General features: G+C 70.0%; 21 protein-coding genes, 1 tRNA gene and 1 pseudogene. 9 read left to right on the forward strand and 14 right to left on the reverse strand.

The window, feature by feature from the left end:
* Positions 1-46: 46 nt before the first annotated feature.
* Positions 47-1363, reverse strand: a complete 1317-nt coding sequence (lysA, locus tag CLV43_RS10270; RefSeq protein WP_106186894.1) for a diaminopimelate decarboxylase — start codon at positions 1361-1363, stop codon at positions 47-49.
* Positions 1364-1529: 166 nt separating this feature from the next.
* Between lysA and CLV43_RS10275 the strand changes: the two genes are divergently transcribed.
* Positions 1530-1602: transfer RNA gene (locus CLV43_RS10275), tRNA-Lys, on the forward strand.
* 224 nt (positions 1603-1826) lie between these two features.
* Here CLV43_RS10275 and CLV43_RS50435 read toward each other — a convergent pair.
* Together CLV43_RS50435 and CLV43_RS10295 are read right to left on the reverse strand one after the other, a co-directional pair.
* A pseudogene (locus tag CLV43_RS50435) lies at positions 1827-3092 on the reverse strand (tyrosine-type recombinase/integrase); the annotation flags it as partial.
* A gap of 164 nt (positions 3093-3256) precedes the next feature.
* A complete protein-coding gene (locus CLV43_RS10295; protein WP_146174720.1) occupies positions 3257-3967 on the reverse strand; it encodes a hypothetical protein in 711 nt (236 codons plus the stop codon).
* 142 nt (positions 3968-4109) lie between these two features.
* Between CLV43_RS10295 and CLV43_RS10300 the strand changes: the two genes are divergently transcribed.
* From CLV43_RS10300 to CLV43_RS10315, 5 genes are all read left to right on the forward strand, one after another.
* The gene (locus CLV43_RS10300) at positions 4110-4322 is read left to right on the forward strand and encodes a hypothetical protein (RefSeq protein WP_106187516.1); all 213 of its coding nucleotides are present in this window, start codon (positions 4110-4112) and stop codon (positions 4320-4322) included.
* A gap of 200 nt (positions 4323-4522) precedes the next feature.
* A complete protein-coding gene (locus CLV43_RS47705; protein ID WP_170155792.1) occupies positions 4523-4687 on the forward strand; it encodes a hypothetical protein in 165 nt (54 codons plus the stop codon).
* 41 nt (positions 4688-4728) lie between these two features.
* Positions 4729-5700: a hypothetical protein gene (locus CLV43_RS10305; RefSeq protein ID WP_106186897.1), complete on the forward strand. Its 972-nt coding sequence runs from the start codon at positions 4729-4731 to the stop codon at positions 5698-5700.
* Positions 5697-7022 carry a replicative DNA helicase gene (locus CLV43_RS10310; protein WP_106186898.1) on the forward strand — a complete coding sequence of 442 codons (1326 nt, stop codon included), beginning with the start codon at positions 5697-5699 and terminating at the stop codon, positions 7020-7022. Before CLV43_RS10305 ends, CLV43_RS10310 begins: the two co-directional genes overlap by 4 nt.
* Positions 7023-7163: 141 nt before the next feature.
* A complete protein-coding gene (locus CLV43_RS10315) occupies positions 7164-7733 on the forward strand; it encodes a helix-turn-helix domain-containing protein (protein WP_211304319.1) in 570 nt (189 codons plus the stop codon).
* Positions 7734-8218: 485 nt separating this feature from the next.
* Here CLV43_RS10315 and CLV43_RS47050 read toward each other — a convergent pair whose 3' ends face one another.
* Positions 8219-8692, reverse strand: a complete 474-nt coding sequence (locus CLV43_RS47050) for a hypothetical protein (protein WP_146174721.1) — start codon at positions 8690-8692, stop codon at positions 8219-8221.
* 14 nt (positions 8693-8706) lie between these two features.
* Positions 8707-9039 carry a PadR family transcriptional regulator gene (locus tag CLV43_RS10330; protein WP_245886256.1) on the reverse strand — a complete coding sequence of 111 codons (333 nt, stop codon included), beginning with the start codon at positions 9037-9039 and terminating at the stop codon, positions 8707-8709.
* 164 nt (positions 9040-9203) lie between these two features.
* On the opposite strand from CLV43_RS10330, the gene CLV43_RS10340 reads away from it, so the two are divergent.
* Positions 9204-9854, forward strand: coding sequence for a hypothetical protein (locus tag CLV43_RS10340; protein ID WP_146174722.1), 651 nt, complete (start codon positions 9204-9206; stop codon positions 9852-9854).
* 156 nt (positions 9855-10010) lie between these two features.
* Positions 10011-10277: a hypothetical protein gene (locus CLV43_RS10345; RefSeq protein ID WP_106186904.1), complete on the forward strand. Its 267-nt coding sequence runs from the start codon at positions 10011-10013 to the stop codon at positions 10275-10277.
* Positions 10278-10572: 295 nt separating this feature from the next.
* Here CLV43_RS10345 and CLV43_RS10350 read toward each other — a convergent pair whose 3' ends face one another.
* The 9 genes from CLV43_RS10350 to CLV43_RS47730 all read right to left on the reverse strand — a co-directional run bounded on the left by CLV43_RS10350 (position 10573) and on the right by CLV43_RS47730 (position 14927).
* On the reverse strand, positions 10573-12714 hold the full coding sequence (locus CLV43_RS10350; RefSeq protein ID WP_146174723.1) for an ATP-binding protein: 2142 nt from the start codon (positions 12712-12714) through the stop codon (positions 10573-10575).
* Between the two features lie 74 nt (positions 12715-12788).
* Entirely contained in the window at positions 12789-12947 is a 159-nt protein-coding gene (locus CLV43_RS47710; RefSeq protein ID WP_170155793.1) for a hypothetical protein, read from the reverse strand.
* A gap of 3 nt (positions 12948-12950) precedes the next feature.
* The gene (locus CLV43_RS10355; RefSeq protein WP_106186906.1) at positions 12951-13736 is read right to left on the reverse strand and encodes a hypothetical protein; all 786 of its coding nucleotides are present in this window, start codon (positions 13734-13736) and stop codon (positions 12951-12953) included.
* Positions 13737-13749: 13 nt separating this feature from the next.
* A complete protein-coding gene (locus tag CLV43_RS47715; RefSeq protein ID WP_170155794.1) occupies positions 13750-13914 on the reverse strand; it encodes a hypothetical protein in 165 nt (54 codons plus the stop codon).
* A 10-nt stretch (positions 13915-13924) separates the two neighbouring features.
* Positions 13925-14140 carry a hypothetical protein gene (locus CLV43_RS10360; RefSeq protein ID WP_106186907.1) on the reverse strand — a complete coding sequence of 72 codons (216 nt, stop codon included), beginning with the start codon at positions 14138-14140 and terminating at the stop codon, positions 13925-13927.
* 30 nt (positions 14141-14170) lie between these two features.
* Positions 14171-14347: a hypothetical protein gene (locus tag CLV43_RS47720; RefSeq protein ID WP_170155795.1), complete on the reverse strand. Its 177-nt coding sequence runs from the start codon at positions 14345-14347 to the stop codon at positions 14171-14173.
* A gap of 16 nt (positions 14348-14363) precedes the next feature.
* Positions 14364-14537 (reverse strand): hypothetical protein, encoded by a 174-nt coding sequence (locus CLV43_RS47725; RefSeq protein ID WP_170155796.1) that lies wholly within the window; start codon positions 14535-14537, stop codon positions 14364-14366.
* A gap of 34 nt (positions 14538-14571) precedes the next feature.
* Positions 14572-14784, reverse strand: a complete 213-nt coding sequence (locus CLV43_RS10365; protein WP_106186908.1) for a hypothetical protein — start codon at positions 14782-14784, stop codon at positions 14572-14574.
* Complete coding sequence (locus tag CLV43_RS47730) at positions 14784-14927, reverse strand: hypothetical protein (protein WP_170155797.1); 144 nt, start codon at positions 14925-14927, stop codon at positions 14784-14786. Before CLV43_RS47730 ends, CLV43_RS10365 begins: the two co-directional genes overlap by 1 nt.
* Before the next feature lie 138 nt (positions 14928-15065).
* On the opposite strand from CLV43_RS47730, the gene CLV43_RS47055 reads away from it, so the two are divergent.
* Positions 15066-15323: a hypothetical protein gene (locus CLV43_RS47055; RefSeq protein WP_146174724.1), complete on the forward strand. Its 258-nt coding sequence runs from the start codon at positions 15066-15068 to the stop codon at positions 15321-15323.
* Positions 15324-15705: the final 382 nt, after the last annotated feature.

Here is a 15705-nt window from a genome sequence, read left to right on the forward strand (position 1 = left end):
AGCGCCCGGACGGGCGCCGGGCCAGCCGCGTCACCCGGTCCGGTGATCACCCGACGTCGCGGCCCAGCAGGTCCTCCTCGGTCTCGCCGCGCACCAGCACGGTGGCGACCCCGTCGCGCAGCCCGATCAGCGGCGGGCGGCACACCTGGTTGTAGTTCGACGCGAGCGAGTGGTGGTAGGCGCCTGTGCACGGCACCGCCAAGACGTCCCCGGCGTGCACGTCCTCCGGCAGCAGCACGTCCTCGGCCAGCACGTCGCCCGCCTCGCAGTGCCGCCCCACGACGGTGACCTTCCGCCGCGGCGCCGTCGAGCCCCGGCCCACCAGCCGCGCGTGGTAGCGGGCCCCGTAGAGGGACGGCCGGGCGTTGTCGCTCATCCCGCCGTCCACCGCGACGAACGGTCCCTTCACGCCGACCACCCGGTAGAGCGTGACCCCGGCGTTGGCCACGACGGACCGCCCCGGCTCGACCACCAGCCTCGGCACGGGCAGCCGCGCGCGGCCGCACTCGTACCGCAGGGCGCCGCGCACCCGTGCGGCGTACCCGCCCAGGTCGAACTCGTCGGAATCGGGCAGGTGCGGGACCGCGAACCCGCCGCCCAGGTCCAGCTCCTCCAGCACGAGCCCGTGCTCGTCGCGCACCCGCGCCAGCACGGCGACCATCCGCCGCGCGGCCAGCTCGTAGGACGCCACCCGCCGCTCCTGCGACCCGATGTGGCAGTGCAGCCCGACCAGCCGCAGGTTCGGCCGCGCCGCGATCCGGCGCACGGCCTCCAGCGCGTCCTGGACCGACATCCCGAACTTCTGCCACGGGACCCCGGTCGAGATCGCCCGGTGCGCGCCGGCCTCCACGTCGGGCGTCACCCGCACCAGCACCCGCTGCCCGGCCGGCGCCAGCGCCGCGACCCGGTCGACCTCGTCGACCGAGTCGACCACGATCCGCCCCACGCCCCAGCCGATGGCCGCCTTCAGGTCGTCGGGCGTCTTCGCGTTGCCGTGCAACAGGATCCGCTCACCGGGGAACCCCGCGGAGCGCGCCACGGCGATCTCGCCCGCCGAGCACACGTCCAGCGACAGCCCCTCCTCGCCGACCCACCGCAGCACCGCCCGGCAGCTCAGCGCCTTCCCCGCGTACACGACCTCGGCCTCCGGCAGCACCTCCCGGAACCACCGGCACCGCGCCCGCACGTCGGCCTCGTCCAGCAGGTAGCTCGGCGTCCCGAAGCGCGCGGCCACCACGCCCAGCGCGACCCCGCCCACGAGCAGGTCGCCCGCACCCGCCACCGTCCCCCGCGGCCACAGCCGCGGGTCCACCCGGTCGCCCGTCCACGACCCGACACTCGGCACCAGCTCGGCAAGAGTCATGTCCCCAGAACACCTCCGCGCGAGACCGCACCCCAGCGCCCGGACACCGCCCTGACGCCCCCACCAGCGATCTTGCCGCCACCCTAACGCGGGCGTGGCGCGCGCCACAGGTCCGCACACCGACCGGCTTCGGGCCCGCTTGCCCGCTTCCACTAACCTTGGTCGCGGGCCGCTAGCTCAACTGGCAGAGCAGCGGACTTTTAATCCGCGGGTTCGGGGTTCGATCCCCCGGCGGCCCACCCCGTTTGACCAGGGAGTTCCCTCGCCTTGAGGGGACTCCCTTCGGCGTTCTGGAGCCTCGGGAGCCCGTAGGGAGACCATCTGTCCCGCTGGCCGCCTCGGCGACCGGCTTCCGGGGGACCATCGCGGCCGTCTTCTCGGCCGCCTCAAGCGCCAGCCGCGGCGCCACACTCGTATACGTGTCGCGGGTGATGACCGACGACGAGTGCCCGAGCATTTCCTGCACGACCTTGATGTCCACGCCGGCCAGCAGCGCTAGCGTCGCGGCACCGTGACGCAGGTCGTGCAACCGGATCGGCGGCAGCCCAGCTTCCTCGACCAGCACGGCGAACAGGCTCGTGATCGACGCCGGGTGCAGTTCGGTCCCGTCCTCGCGGGTGAAGATGCGCCCGCTGTCCGTCCAGCCCTCGCCCCACAGCAGTTTCTCGCCGACCTGCCGCCGCCGCCACGCACGCAGCACCAGGACGGTGTCAGCGTCAAGTAGCACCGTGCGCTCGCCAGCGTCGCTCTTCGGCGTATCGGCCTCAACCGCCCAGCCGATCTGCACCAGCTGCTCGGCGACCGCCAGCGACGCGGTGTCGAGGTCGAGGTCGGTCCACCGCACGCCGCACGCCTCACCGCGACGCAGCCCGCGGAACGTGATCAGGTGGAACAGCGCGTACAGCCGTTCGTTGGCCGCGTGGTCGAGGAACGCGCCGGTCTGCTCGGCGGTCCACACCATCACCGGCGACGGGCGCTCGGTGGCGTCAAGCCGCTCGACCTCCTGCCGCAGCTCGGCGACGAGGCCCTCGTCCCGTGCCTTGTGCGCAAGCACCAGCTCTTCGACCGCGTCAGCCCGCCGGGACCGGTTGGCTCGCCACGCCGTGACCCGCTCGTCTGTCCACACCAGAGCCTTCGGGCGCTTCCCGCTCTCCAACTCCACGAACGCCGCCGGGTTCACCAGGATGAGCTGCTGTCGCACCGCGTCGTTCAACGCCTTACGCAGCGTCGCCCGAATGCGCTGCTTCGTCGCCGCCCCAACGGGTTTACGCCCCTTCAACTCCGCGCGCTCCTCATCGGTCCCGGACGCGCGAACCGCGACGATGCGTGCCGACTCGGCATCGATCGCGTCGAACATCGCCGACACGTGGCCGACGCGCAGCTTGTCCAGCGGCAGCTCGCCGAGGTGGGGCAGGAAGTACAGGCGGATGTGTGCCTCGTACGACCGCGCCGTGCCGCTCTTCAGCTTCCGCCGTCCAGCCATCCACTCGGTGAGCCACTGGCCGACGGTCATCGTCCCGCCGAGCGCCTGCCCGGTCTGCTGGCGGCGGCGGAGCTCGTCGTAATCCGGCAGGGGCAGGCGCCGCTTCAGTGCGTCGTCGACGAGTCCGAGGATCTCCTCGCGTGCCGCCGCGCCAACCAAACCGGGTTCGGGGATGGTCAAGAGCAAACCGACCGCGCGCTGTGCGGCCTCGGCGGCGTCGCGGCTGTCGAACCCGCCGCGCTTCATCACCTGGCGCTGAACCCCCACCCCCGCTGGCAGCTCCAGCCGGAAGTACCAGGTGCCGTGCTTCGGGTTCCATGCCCCGTCCGCGCGCCGGAGCCGCGGACACGACGCGCCCGCCTCTCGGCCGTCGTCGCCGCGGCACTTGCACCGCTTGTAGACGCTGCCCTTCACCGTCTCGCCTCCTCGTCAACGGGGTCGACGTGCCGCAGCACGTCGTTCAGCTCGGGTGGGGTGAGGCCGTAGCGCTTCATCTCCCGGCGCGTCTCGCGTAGCCGCTCCTCGACGTTCCGTACCTCGTTCTCCATCGCGTCGGCCGACGCCAATGCGGTCTCGCGCTGCGCCGCCGTCGAGGCCGACTCGGCGACCGACCGGTACGACTCGGCCTCGTTCCTCGCGTCGTTCCATTGCTTCACCCGGTCGTCATGCTCACGCCGTAGCTCAAGTGGGGTGTTGTTTTTGCGCCACGGCCCGAATTCGTCGGTATCGACGTACCAGCGCCCATCGGTGGGATTGCGGTTGCCGAGCGGACCCTCCCCGGTGAACCACTTCGCAGCCATCCACACGGGAAGGTCTCGGCCTGGCAGCACCTCGACGGTGTGATCGTCGTCCATGTCCACCGGAAAGATCAGCAGCAGCGGAGAGACCTCGAACGCCTTCGCGAAGATCAGCAACTCATCGACGGTTACCTCGCGACGCCGACGGCCTTCGGGGTCGCGGCGGCCCGTCTCGATGTAGCCGATCACAGTCGGCGAAAGCGCGGGGCCGCCGACGTCGGAGCACAGCTTTGCGAGTTGCGCTCGCGTTAGCTCTGCTGCCTTCCTTCGCTTGCTGATCTGGACGGCGATCGCGTCGCTCGCGGACCAGTGTGCAGAATCCATGCTCGCAAGGTAGCGCGTTGCCTTGCATATCGCTAGCACGCGACGTAATCTGTCGCTAGTCGTCGCCGATTCATCTTTACTGAAATTGTCGAAACGACAAACGTAGACGGATCTATACAAGGAGGCCGCCCAGATGGCCAGCATGACGCGTGACGAAGTCCTCGCACTCCCCGCCACGGTGGACCTCGTGACCGGTGGCCGAGCGCTCGGCATGGGCGAGACCAAGACCCGCGAACTTGCCCGCGCCGGGCAGTTCCCCGTCCGACTCCTGCGGGTGGGCAACCGCTACCGCGTCGTCACGGCGGAACTGATCGCCCTCCTCGGCATCAGCGAGGACCTCGGCCGCACAGCCTGACCCCGACCTGTTCAGCGCACCGACTGACGGTTCCCCGCCCGTCTCCCGGAGCAGCCTCCCCTGGCAAGCCCCTGGAGTGACCCATGACCAGCACCAACGACGCCCGCGGACTCCGTGAGCGCCGCGCCGCAGCGAACCGCACACCGCCACTCCCCGACGGACGGCGCGACCCGTTCGACCCTGAGCGACCAGAAGCCGCGATGAGGCCTGAAGCCACGGCCGCCACGATCGCGCTGCTCCGGTCGCTCGGGTTCACGTACATCCCCGTTCAGCGCGGCGACCTGCGCGCCATGTGGAACGCCTGCGCCCCCTATCACCGCCTCGCCGCCGAGCAGGCCGAACGAAACGCGAGGTACACGGCGTGAGCACGCCAAGCACCGCACGCCGCCTCCAGGGGTGGTGATCGATGGCAGGGAACTGGATTCAGGAGGGCGACGTGCCGCGCGTCATGATCCCGCTCGACATCCACCCGAGGCAGGTCTGCGGCGCCGCGGCCGCAAGGGTGTACGCCGCCCTCGCGTACCGGGCCGACAACCGGACCGGCCTCGTCGACTCCACGCTGGAACAGATTGCCGCAGACGCGGACATGGGTCGCTCCCAGGCCGCTGCGGGGGTCAAGCGGCTCATCGCCGACAGGTGGATCGAGCAGGTCCGCAAGGGCAACAGCCGCGTGTCCAACAAGTACCGGATGCACGCCGCCCCGACCGCGCTGGACCGTCCGGAATCCCGGACGGTTGACCATCCGGAAAACCGGACTGTCCAACCCTCTGGACAGTCCGGAATCCCGGACCAGACCGTCCGGAATTCCGGACCCCCTCTTGTCTCTTCCCTCTTGTCTCCAACTACTTCCCCCGCCAACGGCGGGCGCGACGACCTCAGCGCAGGCTCAATCCCCGGACTGCTCGTCGCCCCGACACCGCCGCACACCGCCGCCACCGCCAGCCATGCCGCCGAGTTCGAGGCGTTCTGGTCGGCCTACCCCAAGCGCAACGGGCAGCGCGTCGGCAAGAAGGCCGCCACCCGCGAGTTCGCCAAGGCGCGCAAGACCGCCACCGCCGAGCAGCTCCTGGCCGCAGTCGTGAAGTACGCGGCCACCTGCAACGGCTACCCGAAGGACGCCGAGCGGTTCCTCCGCGACGAAATCTGGGCAGACCTCATGCCCACCCCGCCCACCGGCGACCTCACCGACGACGAGGTGGACGAACTCCTCGGCCACGACAACGCCCCGCTGCCCGCCCCGCCGCCGAACCTGACCCCCGGCTCGCTCGAGTGGAAAGCGTTCCGGACGGCAGCCATCGCCACCCGCCGCGCCGAGCGCCGCACCAAAGCAGCAGCCCTCCGCCAGCACACCCAGACCACCGCCAGGAGCATCGCGTGAACGACCCCGACGACCTCCAGCCCCCGCAAGACCTCATCGCCGAGCAGGCCGTCCTCGGAGCCATGCTCACGTCCCCGGAAGCCGTCCGCACCGCCTCCGAGATCCTGGTGCCCGACAACTTCTACGCCCCCAAGCACGGCGCCGTCTTCGCCGCCATGCTCGAACTCGCCGAGCAGGGCGACCCCGTCGACCCCATCACGCTCGGCGACAAACTCGACCGCGGCGGCATGCTCCACAGGGTCGGCGGGCTCCCGTACGTCCACACCCTGTTCGCAGCCACGCGCACCGTCACGACCGTCGCCCACCACGCGGGCATCGTCGTCGACCGCCACCGGCAGCGCCGCATCATCGAGGCTGGCCAGCACATCACCCAGCTCGGTTGGACCGGCGGCGACGACCTCGACGTCGTCATCGACCGCGCCCGCGACACCGCCGACCAGCTCGCCCATGACCGGCACACCGGCACCCTCGACGAGACGTTCCACGACGCGATGGCGGACTACGTCGACCAGATCGGCGCACCGGTTCGCCCCTCGGTCTCCACCGGAGTCGACGAACTCGACCGCATCCTCGGCGGCGGCTTCCGCCCCGGACAACTCATCGTCGTCGGCGCCCGCCCCGGCATCGGCAAGTCGGTGCTCGGCGTCAACGTCGCTACCGCCGCAGCCGCAGCTGGGCACGGCGTGTTCCTCGCGTCCCTGGAGATGTCCAAGAAGGACTGCATGGACCGCGTCTTCGCGTCGGTCGGCTCGATCAACCTAGCCAACCTCATCGAGGGCAAGCCCACCCAGGACGACCGGCGCCGCATCGACCTCGTGCGCGCCCAGGCCGCCCAGTGGGCCCTCAAGATCGACGAGCGGCCCAACCAGAACATGAACACCATCCGCGCCGCCACGCGCGACCTCGCCCGCACCAAGCGCGGCATCGGCCTCCTCGTCGTCGACTACCTGCAGCTCATGGGCAACACCAAGCGGCACGACCGGCGCGACCTCGAGGTCACCGAGAACACCCGCGGCCTCAAGCTCCTCGCCAAGCAGTTCGGCATCGCCGTCGTCGCCCTCTGCCAAGTCGGCCGCGGAGCCGCAGCCCGTACCGACAGGCGCCCCACCCTCGTCGACCTCCGCGAGTCCGGCTCGATCGAGAACGACGCCGACACCGTGCTCCTGCTCCACCGCGAGATCGACGACCTCGAACAGCAGGACTACGTCCACGTCAACGTCGCCAAGCAGCGCTCCGGACCCACCGGCCAACTCGACCTGTTCTGGAGCGGCCCCTACCAGCGCATCACCGGCAACGGCCGCAACCACCTAGCCGTCGTCTAGCCCGCACCCCACGTAGAGAGGCCTCGCCTTGACCACCTCGAACGGAGACGCCGGGCGCTACCCCTGCACCCGCTGCCCCGACACCCTCACCCTCGACGAACTCCTCGACCACCTCGAACACCACACCACCGGGAGCGCCGCGTGACCATCCCCGATCACCAGCACCGCGAAACCGCCCGCATCGCCCACGTCCACCCCGACGCCGTTCGCGCCATGTCCCCCGACGACATCCGCTGCCAACCTGAGCCCGCAGAGAAGGACGCGGACGTCCGAGGGTCGCGCACGTTGTGTGACGCGTACGTACGGTCCCAGTGGGTGCGTAACGGTCCGCTCCCCGTCGAGGTGCGTGATCACCTGGCGGCAGGGTTCGGCGCGCGCGTACGGGCGCTGAGGGCTGACCGCGGGTGGTCGCAGGAGAAGCTGGCCGGGCTGCTTGGGTGCGACCGGCGGACGGTCGGCAGGCTGGAGCTTGGCCAGCACCGTCCGACGCGGCAACAGTGCGCCTGGTTGGCCGCGGCGCTCACTCCAGCGGGTACCTCGCCGATGGTGCTCGACCACGAGTTCCTCGGCCTGGTCGGGGAGCGGTTACGGGGGAAGCGCAAGGGAAGCCGGTCGGGCCTGTACACGTTGCCCGGCCAGTTCGGCGCTGAGCTGGCCGCGGTGCTGCGACAGGCGAACCGGGTTCGCCGCCTGCGTATGAGGTCTTGCTGATACGTGTGTGGCCCCTCGCATCACGCGAGGGGCCACACCGTGGTGCTGGATCGGTCTGAGCTACTTGCGGGTGAGGAGCGCGTTCAGCCCGGCGAGGACGCTGATCCACGTGATCGCCGCGATCGCCAGGAAGGTGATCAAGCCTGCCACTGCTGCCCAGCCTGGGCCGTGGTCGGCAATGACCGCTAGTCCGGCGGGGACGCCAGCGCTGATGCCCATGAGGACTGCAACCAAGCTGGCCGTGACCATCAATCCGAGCGTGCGCGGAGAGAACGGTTTCGGCTCCTCGGGTTCTTTTCCATGATCACACTTCGGACCGGGGTCCGAACCCTCTACAGTCATGTTGAGGTCCTTTCTGCTGACGCGCGGAATACGGACTGAGGCGGCTCCCGTGCCAGCGGGGGCCGTCTTCTTGTTTGGGGCGATCGCGCCTCTCCTTCTGCCTGAGTGGGTGGCGGCCGTACTGCTGCCAGTGCCGCTCGGCCTCACTGGTCGGCAGCTCGTCGAGCAGCTCGTCGCAACGTGATCGCCAACTTGGGTGCGGCGATCAAGATGATCGTGAGGTGCTCAAGCCACCGCTGGAGCCGTGGCACTCCGCTTTCGCGGAGGTCCTGCATCCATCCGGCCCACTCCTCCTGGTACTCGTCCCTGACTGCGGTGGGCAGTAGGCGCGCAGCACCTCGGAAGTTACGTCGCGTTGAGTCCGACGGAATTGCGGCGGAGGCGACCCTGTCGCGAAGGAGCGCGATGACGTTGATGATTATGCCGCCGCTAGCCGTACCAGCGAAGATGGCAGTGAAGGGTTCATCCAAGTTGCCGGTGAGGGCCAATACTCCAGAGGTCGAGGCCAGTATCGCAAGGATGAAGGCAGAAACCCGTAAATACGCGCGCTCGCTCAGCCTTCTGGCCGAGTGTTTGAATCGGCATTTGGCCGAGTCATGCTGTTCTTGCGGCTTCATCGTGTGCTCCTCGGTCAATGTCCGGGCTGGGGGTGTAGTCCGAGGGGTCGGCCGGTGGTCGCGGTGGCTTCGGCGCGTGCGATGGCCTGGCAGGCAGCGGTAGCGCCACTCCCGGTGAACCGGTAGTAGCGGCGGCGGGGACGACCTTGGTCCTCGTGGTCGGCAGGGTCCTCCCAGTAGCTCTCGATCCACCCCGCCTCTTGCAGGCGAGCCAGGATCGGGTGAAGGGTGCCGGTCTTGAGTCCGGCCTGTCGGGCGATGTCTAGCCCGTACCGCGGGGTGGTGGCGTCTTCCAGCAGCACCCGCAGTACCGCGATCGTCTGCGGCGTCATACGTGGTCCGGTCATGGTGTCGACTCTACCTAACTAGACTTTATTTCGCTAGCTAGGTAGAAACTAGCCCTGAACTGCTCCTTTAGACGTTCCGGAGTTGCTGGCTAACGCTGCGGCCAGCTCCGCCGACTTGCTGATGACGCGCCCGACCGCGGGCCGCCCCATGAGGAGACCTCGCCATGCCCCGCACCACCGCTGCCTTAGCCATCGCCGCCGCCCTTGTCGCTCTCGCCGGATGCTCGGCGAGCCCGGTCCTGGGCGCGGCCAGCAGCAGCACCACCAGCGCGCCGTCGAGCAGCACGTCGACGAGCACCCCGTCAGCCACCACGCCGAGCAGCGCGCAGCCCGCCGCAGCACCGAGCCCCGGCGCGCGGGTCCGGTCCGCGCGCGGGCTGCTCGTGAAGCAGGTCGGCGAGCGCGCCGGGATCGGCACCACCGACAGCGACGCCCGCGCCTGGTTCACCCTCGATGCCATCGAGGTCGACCCGGCCTGTGCTGGCACTACGCCGCCCGAGAACGGCCACCTCATCGCCCTGTCATTCACGGTCAACACCACCGCCCTGCTCGACCGGTCGCAGTTCTGGTTCATCCGGGCCCAGCACTTCGAGGTCGTCGGCCCGGACGGCATCACCGACGCGCACCTGGAGACCAGCGCGGCCAACGGGTGCCTGCCGGACCGCGAGGAACTGCCCGGCAGCCCGTACGCGGCCAGCTCGAACTACGTCGGCAAGGTCGTCCTCGACTCGCGGCACGCCGCCGGGATGATCACCTACCGGCCGCCGGTCGAGCTCGCTGGCGCCGGGTGGGAATGGGCCATCCCCGCCGTGTGACAACCCGCGCCCATGCTGGCCTCGGAGGCAGCGCGAAGCCTGGGCACTCCACCAGGCACAGCAGCATGGAGGGGATCGCCCGGACACTCCACCGGGGCCAGGAGGAACCCGCCCACGACTCCGAGGGCACCGAGCACGAGCAGGCAGGACCACGCGATGGACGCTCCGAAGATCACCGCCAGCATCGCCAACCCCGGCATCACCATCGACCTCGACGGCCAGCCCGTCACCGGTGTACGCGTGCTCCACGCCCACATCCGCGAGTCGACCGGCCGCCCCGTGTTGGTGCTGGAGCTGGATGTCGAGCGCGTCACCGTCAACGGCGAGATCCAGGCCCAGGTGACGGAGCCGCTCCGTGCGTCGCTGGTCGCGCTTGGCTGGACCCCGCCCACCGATGAGGAGGCGCCCCGGAGTGGCAGCTGACCACGCGGCCAAGACCACAAAGGCCCCGCGCATGGGCTGCATGCGCGGGGCCTTCGCCTGTGGACACCACCAACCTGACCTCCTACAGCGTGCGCGCAGGATGTCACCCCGCCACTGCTGGAGCAGGCCCTTGTGCGGGCCTGTGCGGACCTGAACCGCAGGGGGTCTGCACGGTCGACACATCCGGCCTTCTGAAGCTGAACGGGCTGCTCACCCCGCAGGCAGCCTGTTCCAGGTGGGGTGTGCACACGGTCGACACAACCTGTGCACACCCCACCGCACCTCTGTGCAGACCTCAGGCAGCGGACGTGCGAGCGACCACGGCCGCCCGGATCGCCTCGAACGTCACCACCGGCACCGCGTTCGCCGAGCCGTTGACCCGCTGTCGCCGAGCCTGTGGCCGCGCGACTCCGGCCATGGTGAGCGCCTCGCCAAACCGCTTGGGCTCCCACCCGATCCGAGCCGCCAAGTCGGCGACCGCCACCAAGCCCTGCTCGTCGTCCTCGATCACGTCGACCAGCAGCCCCAGCACTTCGGGCAGTTCGTCGTCGACCAGCACCGCGTCGACCACCTCGGCCGCAGGCTCGTCGACCTCACCGCCTGCGGCCTCATCGATCAGTGCGGCTACCTCGGGTGGCAGCACGCCGAGCGCGGTGTCCCCGATGGCGTCCCCGGTCAGCGTGCCTGCGGCGTCGCGGGCTGCTCGGCCGCGCTCGCACGCTGACCTGATCTGGGCGATGTGCAGCAGGTGCGTGCGCACGGTGAGCGCCTCGCCCGAGGACAGGGCGCTCTCGCCGTCGGCGCCGAGCAGCAGGCCCACGCCCTTGTGCGACTGGAGCAGCTTCGAGGCGTCCATACCGGCCTTGTACGTCCCGGCGCCGAGGATGGTCTCCGAGGCCTGGTAGGTCATGGTCTTGAGGGCGAAGCGGGTGCCGAGCTGCCCGCGGAGCTTGTCCGGGATGACCTTCGCGTCCGGCTTCTGCGTGGCCAGGACCAGCGAGTACCCGGCGGCGGGGCCGGTCTTCGCGATGTAGGTGAGCAGGTCGCAGATCCGCTGGCCGACCTTCTTCCCCTTCGGCTCGTCGGGGTCGAGCGGGGTGTCGTTCTCGAGGTAGTTCTGGATCTCGTCGATGCCGATCACGGTGAGCGGCATCCCGTGGGCGGGGTCGCGGGTGATCTGCGGGGTCACCTTCGACTCGGGGCACAGTTCGTCGTCCATGTCGGCGAGCCGGGAGAACCGGTCTTCGACGTCCGCGGCGGCTTCCTCGAGCACGGCGATGAGGCGGCGGGCGGAGTCGGTGCGGGCGTCGCGGATGAACCGGTGCGCGACCTGCTCGAACGGGCGGTGGTCCTTGCCGCCCTTGCCGTCGGCGACGATGAGCCGCACGTACGGGTCCAGCGCGGCTGCGGTCAGGGGTAGGCGCATCACGAAGGTCTTGCCCATGCGCGGGATGGCGCCGATCAGCACGGCGGTCCACACGACCGGCAGGGCGACCTTGTCGCCGCGGGCGGTCGCGCCGAACGGTGCCGGGTTCCACAGGTCCCAGGACTCGGCGGTCGCCAGCGGCGACACGACCGGCGCGGCGGCGTAAGGGTCGGAGTGTCCGACCCACAGGGACAGCCTGCCCGCGTGCCCCTCGTCGCCCCGGACGCGCTCCAGGATCAGCCGCACCTCGTCGACCGCCAGCGCGGACGCGAGCGCCTCGCGCTTGGTGATGACGTCGGAGGCCTTCCGGGACGGCGGCAGGTCGATGACGACGGTCCAGCCGAGCCGGTCGTTCGCCGGGCGCTGCACGAACAGCAGCCCTTCGGCCTTACCGATCGCGCCCGCGGCTCGGAAGGCCTCGACGAGGCTGTCGCCGCCCATCGTGAACGCCAGGGTGCGGGCCCCGCCCATGACGGTCTTGCGCCCGCCCGCGCCGTCCTTGTGCCGCCCGGCGATGGCGGTCACAGCGGTGACAATGCCGCTTGTCAGCCAGACTGCCACCCCGCCCTGACACAGCCACCAGACGCCTTCGCCGGTCACCGCGGCTAGGGTGCCGCCGAGCGACAGCCAGGTGCGCCGGCGGCGGACGGTGGCGATGTCCTGCCACCGGACTGCCAGGGTGTCAGTCGACTTGGCCGCGGCGTAGTAGTCGGCGACCCGAACCCACTGCCACCACGCCCGGCTGACCACGGCCGTGCCGCGCAGCACGGCGCCGGGGTAGCGCAGTGGCATGACGGCCGCGCGCCCTGTCATGACAAGGGCGGCCTGCTTGGCAGTGGTGGGGTCCTGCCACTGGGCGGGCAGTCGGGAGCGGGCTGCCTCGGCGAGGCGCCGTGCACGGGAGCGCTGGTACTCGGCCTCGTCGACGAGCTCGCCGTCGAGCACCGGGCCGTTCGTCGGAACGGGTACCAGTTCGCCGGTTCCGGCGTCTGCGGATGTTGGTCGTGCCACGATCTTGATCGCCTCTCGGGAGGTGGACCAGGTGGGCGGCCAGGTGTCCAGCCGTGGTGCCGCCCACCTGGGCGCTATTGCTGGTCGCGCTGGGCGCAGACGGCGCAGTTCACGGTGTTGAGCAGCCTCGACACCGCCTTGAACTTGGGGATCACGAGGCTGCAGAGGGTGGTGGACTTCCCGGTCCACCAGTTGCGTTTGCCCTCGACGTGGATCACGTCCGGCTTGCCCACGGGTCAGCCCTTCCTGGTGGCGGTGCTCATGGAGAGCAGGGCGAAGCCGCTCACGACCATGAGGCCGTCGATGACGAGCGGGCCCACACCGGCGCCGAGCCGGTCATAGCCCCACGACAGGAGTACCTCGTGGATGTGCCCGTAGGAGATGACGCCTGACCCGAGGGCGACCACGCCGCCGCCGAGGACTCGGATCAGCACCCAGTACCAGCCGGGCTTCCACGATGTGCGGGCGAGCACCTCGATCGACACGAGCAGCACCACCGGCCAGACGCCAGCACCGATTTGTGAGGGCAGTGAGGGCGCCCAGCCGGGTGGCATGACAGCTGCGGGCAGCCACGCTGCCAACCAGTTGCCAGCCACTGACACCAAGGACCCGATGGCGAACCCGAGCCGGGCCATGAACCGGGCCCCGTGGTGGTTCACCACCGGGGTGGCAGTGGGCGCCATGTCGGGCGCGGAGGGTGTCATGTCGGGGGTGTCGTCGTCCGGCGCTGGCGACACAGCGGCCGCCGTGCCGTCGATCCCAGCGCCGCTGGCGGTCGTCTCGATCGGTGACTTGTCGCCGACGGTGCCAGTTGGGTTGTCGGTGGCGCTGTCGTCGGTCTGTCGGACCTCCGCGATGCGGTCGCGGGCCCAGCTCGCCGACCGGCCGAACATGTCGCCGAGCGCCTGCCGCGACAGCGGGGTGCCTGCGGTGGCACTCTCGCGGAACGCCTGCCGTGCTCGCTCTTGGACGGCGCTCGCGTCGCCTTGGAGATCGGTGCTCGGGTCGAGCAGCGTGGTCATCGGGATGTCCTCTTCAGCCGTTCTCGTGGACGAGCAGCACCGTGCCGCAGAAGTTGCAGGTGGTGACGCTGCCGGTGTCGATCGGGGTGGTGGTCGTGCCGGTGTCGCGGTGGTTGCAGCCGGACGGCACCGGGTCGTTGTTGATCAGGTCCGAGGGCGTGCCGGGGGGCTTGGGCATGGCGTTCCCTTCAGGTGGTGGTGTGGCGGCGCAGGCACGTCGGTTCGGGGCCGGTCGGCACCTGGCGGGCGGCGTCGTTCAGCCCCGTCACCGCCCGGTCGCCGAGCACGGCGGCCACGGCCAGCGGGGTCGTGACGACCACGGCCAGCGCCGCGCACATCAGCAGCAGGGCGGCCAGGATGAGCCGGGCCCCGCGGTAGGCGTTGAGGGTGTTGAGCAGGCTCACAACGGCCGTCCTTCCGGTTGAGGTGGTGGATCAGTGCTTGCTGGGGTACTGGTCGGCGAGGTCGCGCATGGCCTGCAGCCCGTCGGGGTCCTCGGCGACGGCGTGGTCGAGGGCCTGGCGGCAGGCCATGGCGTCGCCGCGGTCGCCTGCGGCGATGGCCTGCTTGACCTTGGTGACGACGAAATCGCTGTACCTGCGCCTGCTCATGGCGGTGTCCTCCTGGTCAGTTCGCGCGGGTCAGATCGTGGGCAACGTGGTCGAGTTCGTCGGCGACCGCGCTGTCGTCCCACTGGACCTCGCCGGTGGCCTCGCCGGGCTCGGCGTCGGGGAAGAGTCGGATGGTGCCCATGCCGCCCGACCTGGTGCGGGTGACGCGGTCCCGGTGGTTCCAGGTCATGGGGGTGCAGGGGCGGAGCCACCGGGTCCGCGGATCAGATGAGGGTCTTGATCCAGGCGACGAGCTCGTCGAGGTCGATGCCGTCCCACCAAGCGGCGGGGTCTTCCTCCTGCTCGACCTGCTCGGCCTTGGCGGCGGCGATGAGGGAGGCGACATCGCGGCTGGGGAACTTCACCCTGAGGTAGTCGACAGCCTCGGCCTCGGTGTCGGGGAAGGTCTGTCCGCCGTCGCTGGACTTCGTGGCCATCAGGCGGCCCCTGTCCCGGACGTGCCGCGCAGCGCGAAGGTCATGCGCTTGCCGGGGTCGAACTGGGGTGGCTGAAGGTGTTTGCCGTTGTGGCTGTTGATGCAGGCGGTACGGGCGTAGATGGGCGTGGCAAACTGCGTCATGGGTCCGCTCCTGTTGCGTCAGGTTGTGGATCAAGGCCCTCGGTCGGTGCTCCAACACCGCCGGGGGTCGCTTTAGTTGATCAGGGTTTCCACTGTGTATGGCTTCCCTGTGTCATGACACAAAGCTACAGTGGTGTCATGACACACGCAACCTCGACGCCTGATCCGCGTCGTGACACCCTCGTGACCGTGACCGGCAAAAGCGGTAGGGGAACAGCGCGGCAGACCATCCGTGTTGACGAGGTCTTGTGGGAGCAGTTCGGTGCGCAAGCGATGCGATCGGGCGGCGACCGCTCGGCGCTGCTCCGAGACTTCATTCGCTGGTACGTGCGTGAGCCGGGCGCAAGGATGCCGAAGCGGCCTGAGGTCGGTGCACCTGCCGCCGACGGCGGCTGACTGGCCGCTTGCCGACATCCCCTCTGGTTGGACGTTCCGTAACCTGGGACGCTCGGCGTGTGGCTTCAAGCGATGACGAGAAAATGACGCCAGCCGAGCGCTCTCTTCGCGCTCGGATTGCCGCGCACACTTCGTGGGCCAACACCGTGGACCCAGCCGCCCGCACCGCGCCCGCCAGGCAGGCGGCCTTGGACCGGTTCGAGAAGCAGGTCGATCCGGACGGCACGATGGCCCCGCACGAGCGGGCACGGCGTGCGGAGTCGGCGAGAAAGGCCCACTTCCTGAAGATGGCGCTCAAGAGTCACGAGGCCCGTCGTCGCAACCGGTCTTCCTAGCGCGGCCCGACCAGCAGTAGGCACGCCAGGCACTTCGGGCCTTGGTC

It is taken from the genome of Umezawaea tangerina, from assembly GCF_003002815.1.
GTDB classification, from domain to species: domain Bacteria; phylum Actinomycetota; class Actinomycetes; order Mycobacteriales; family Pseudonocardiaceae; genus Umezawaea; species Umezawaea tangerina.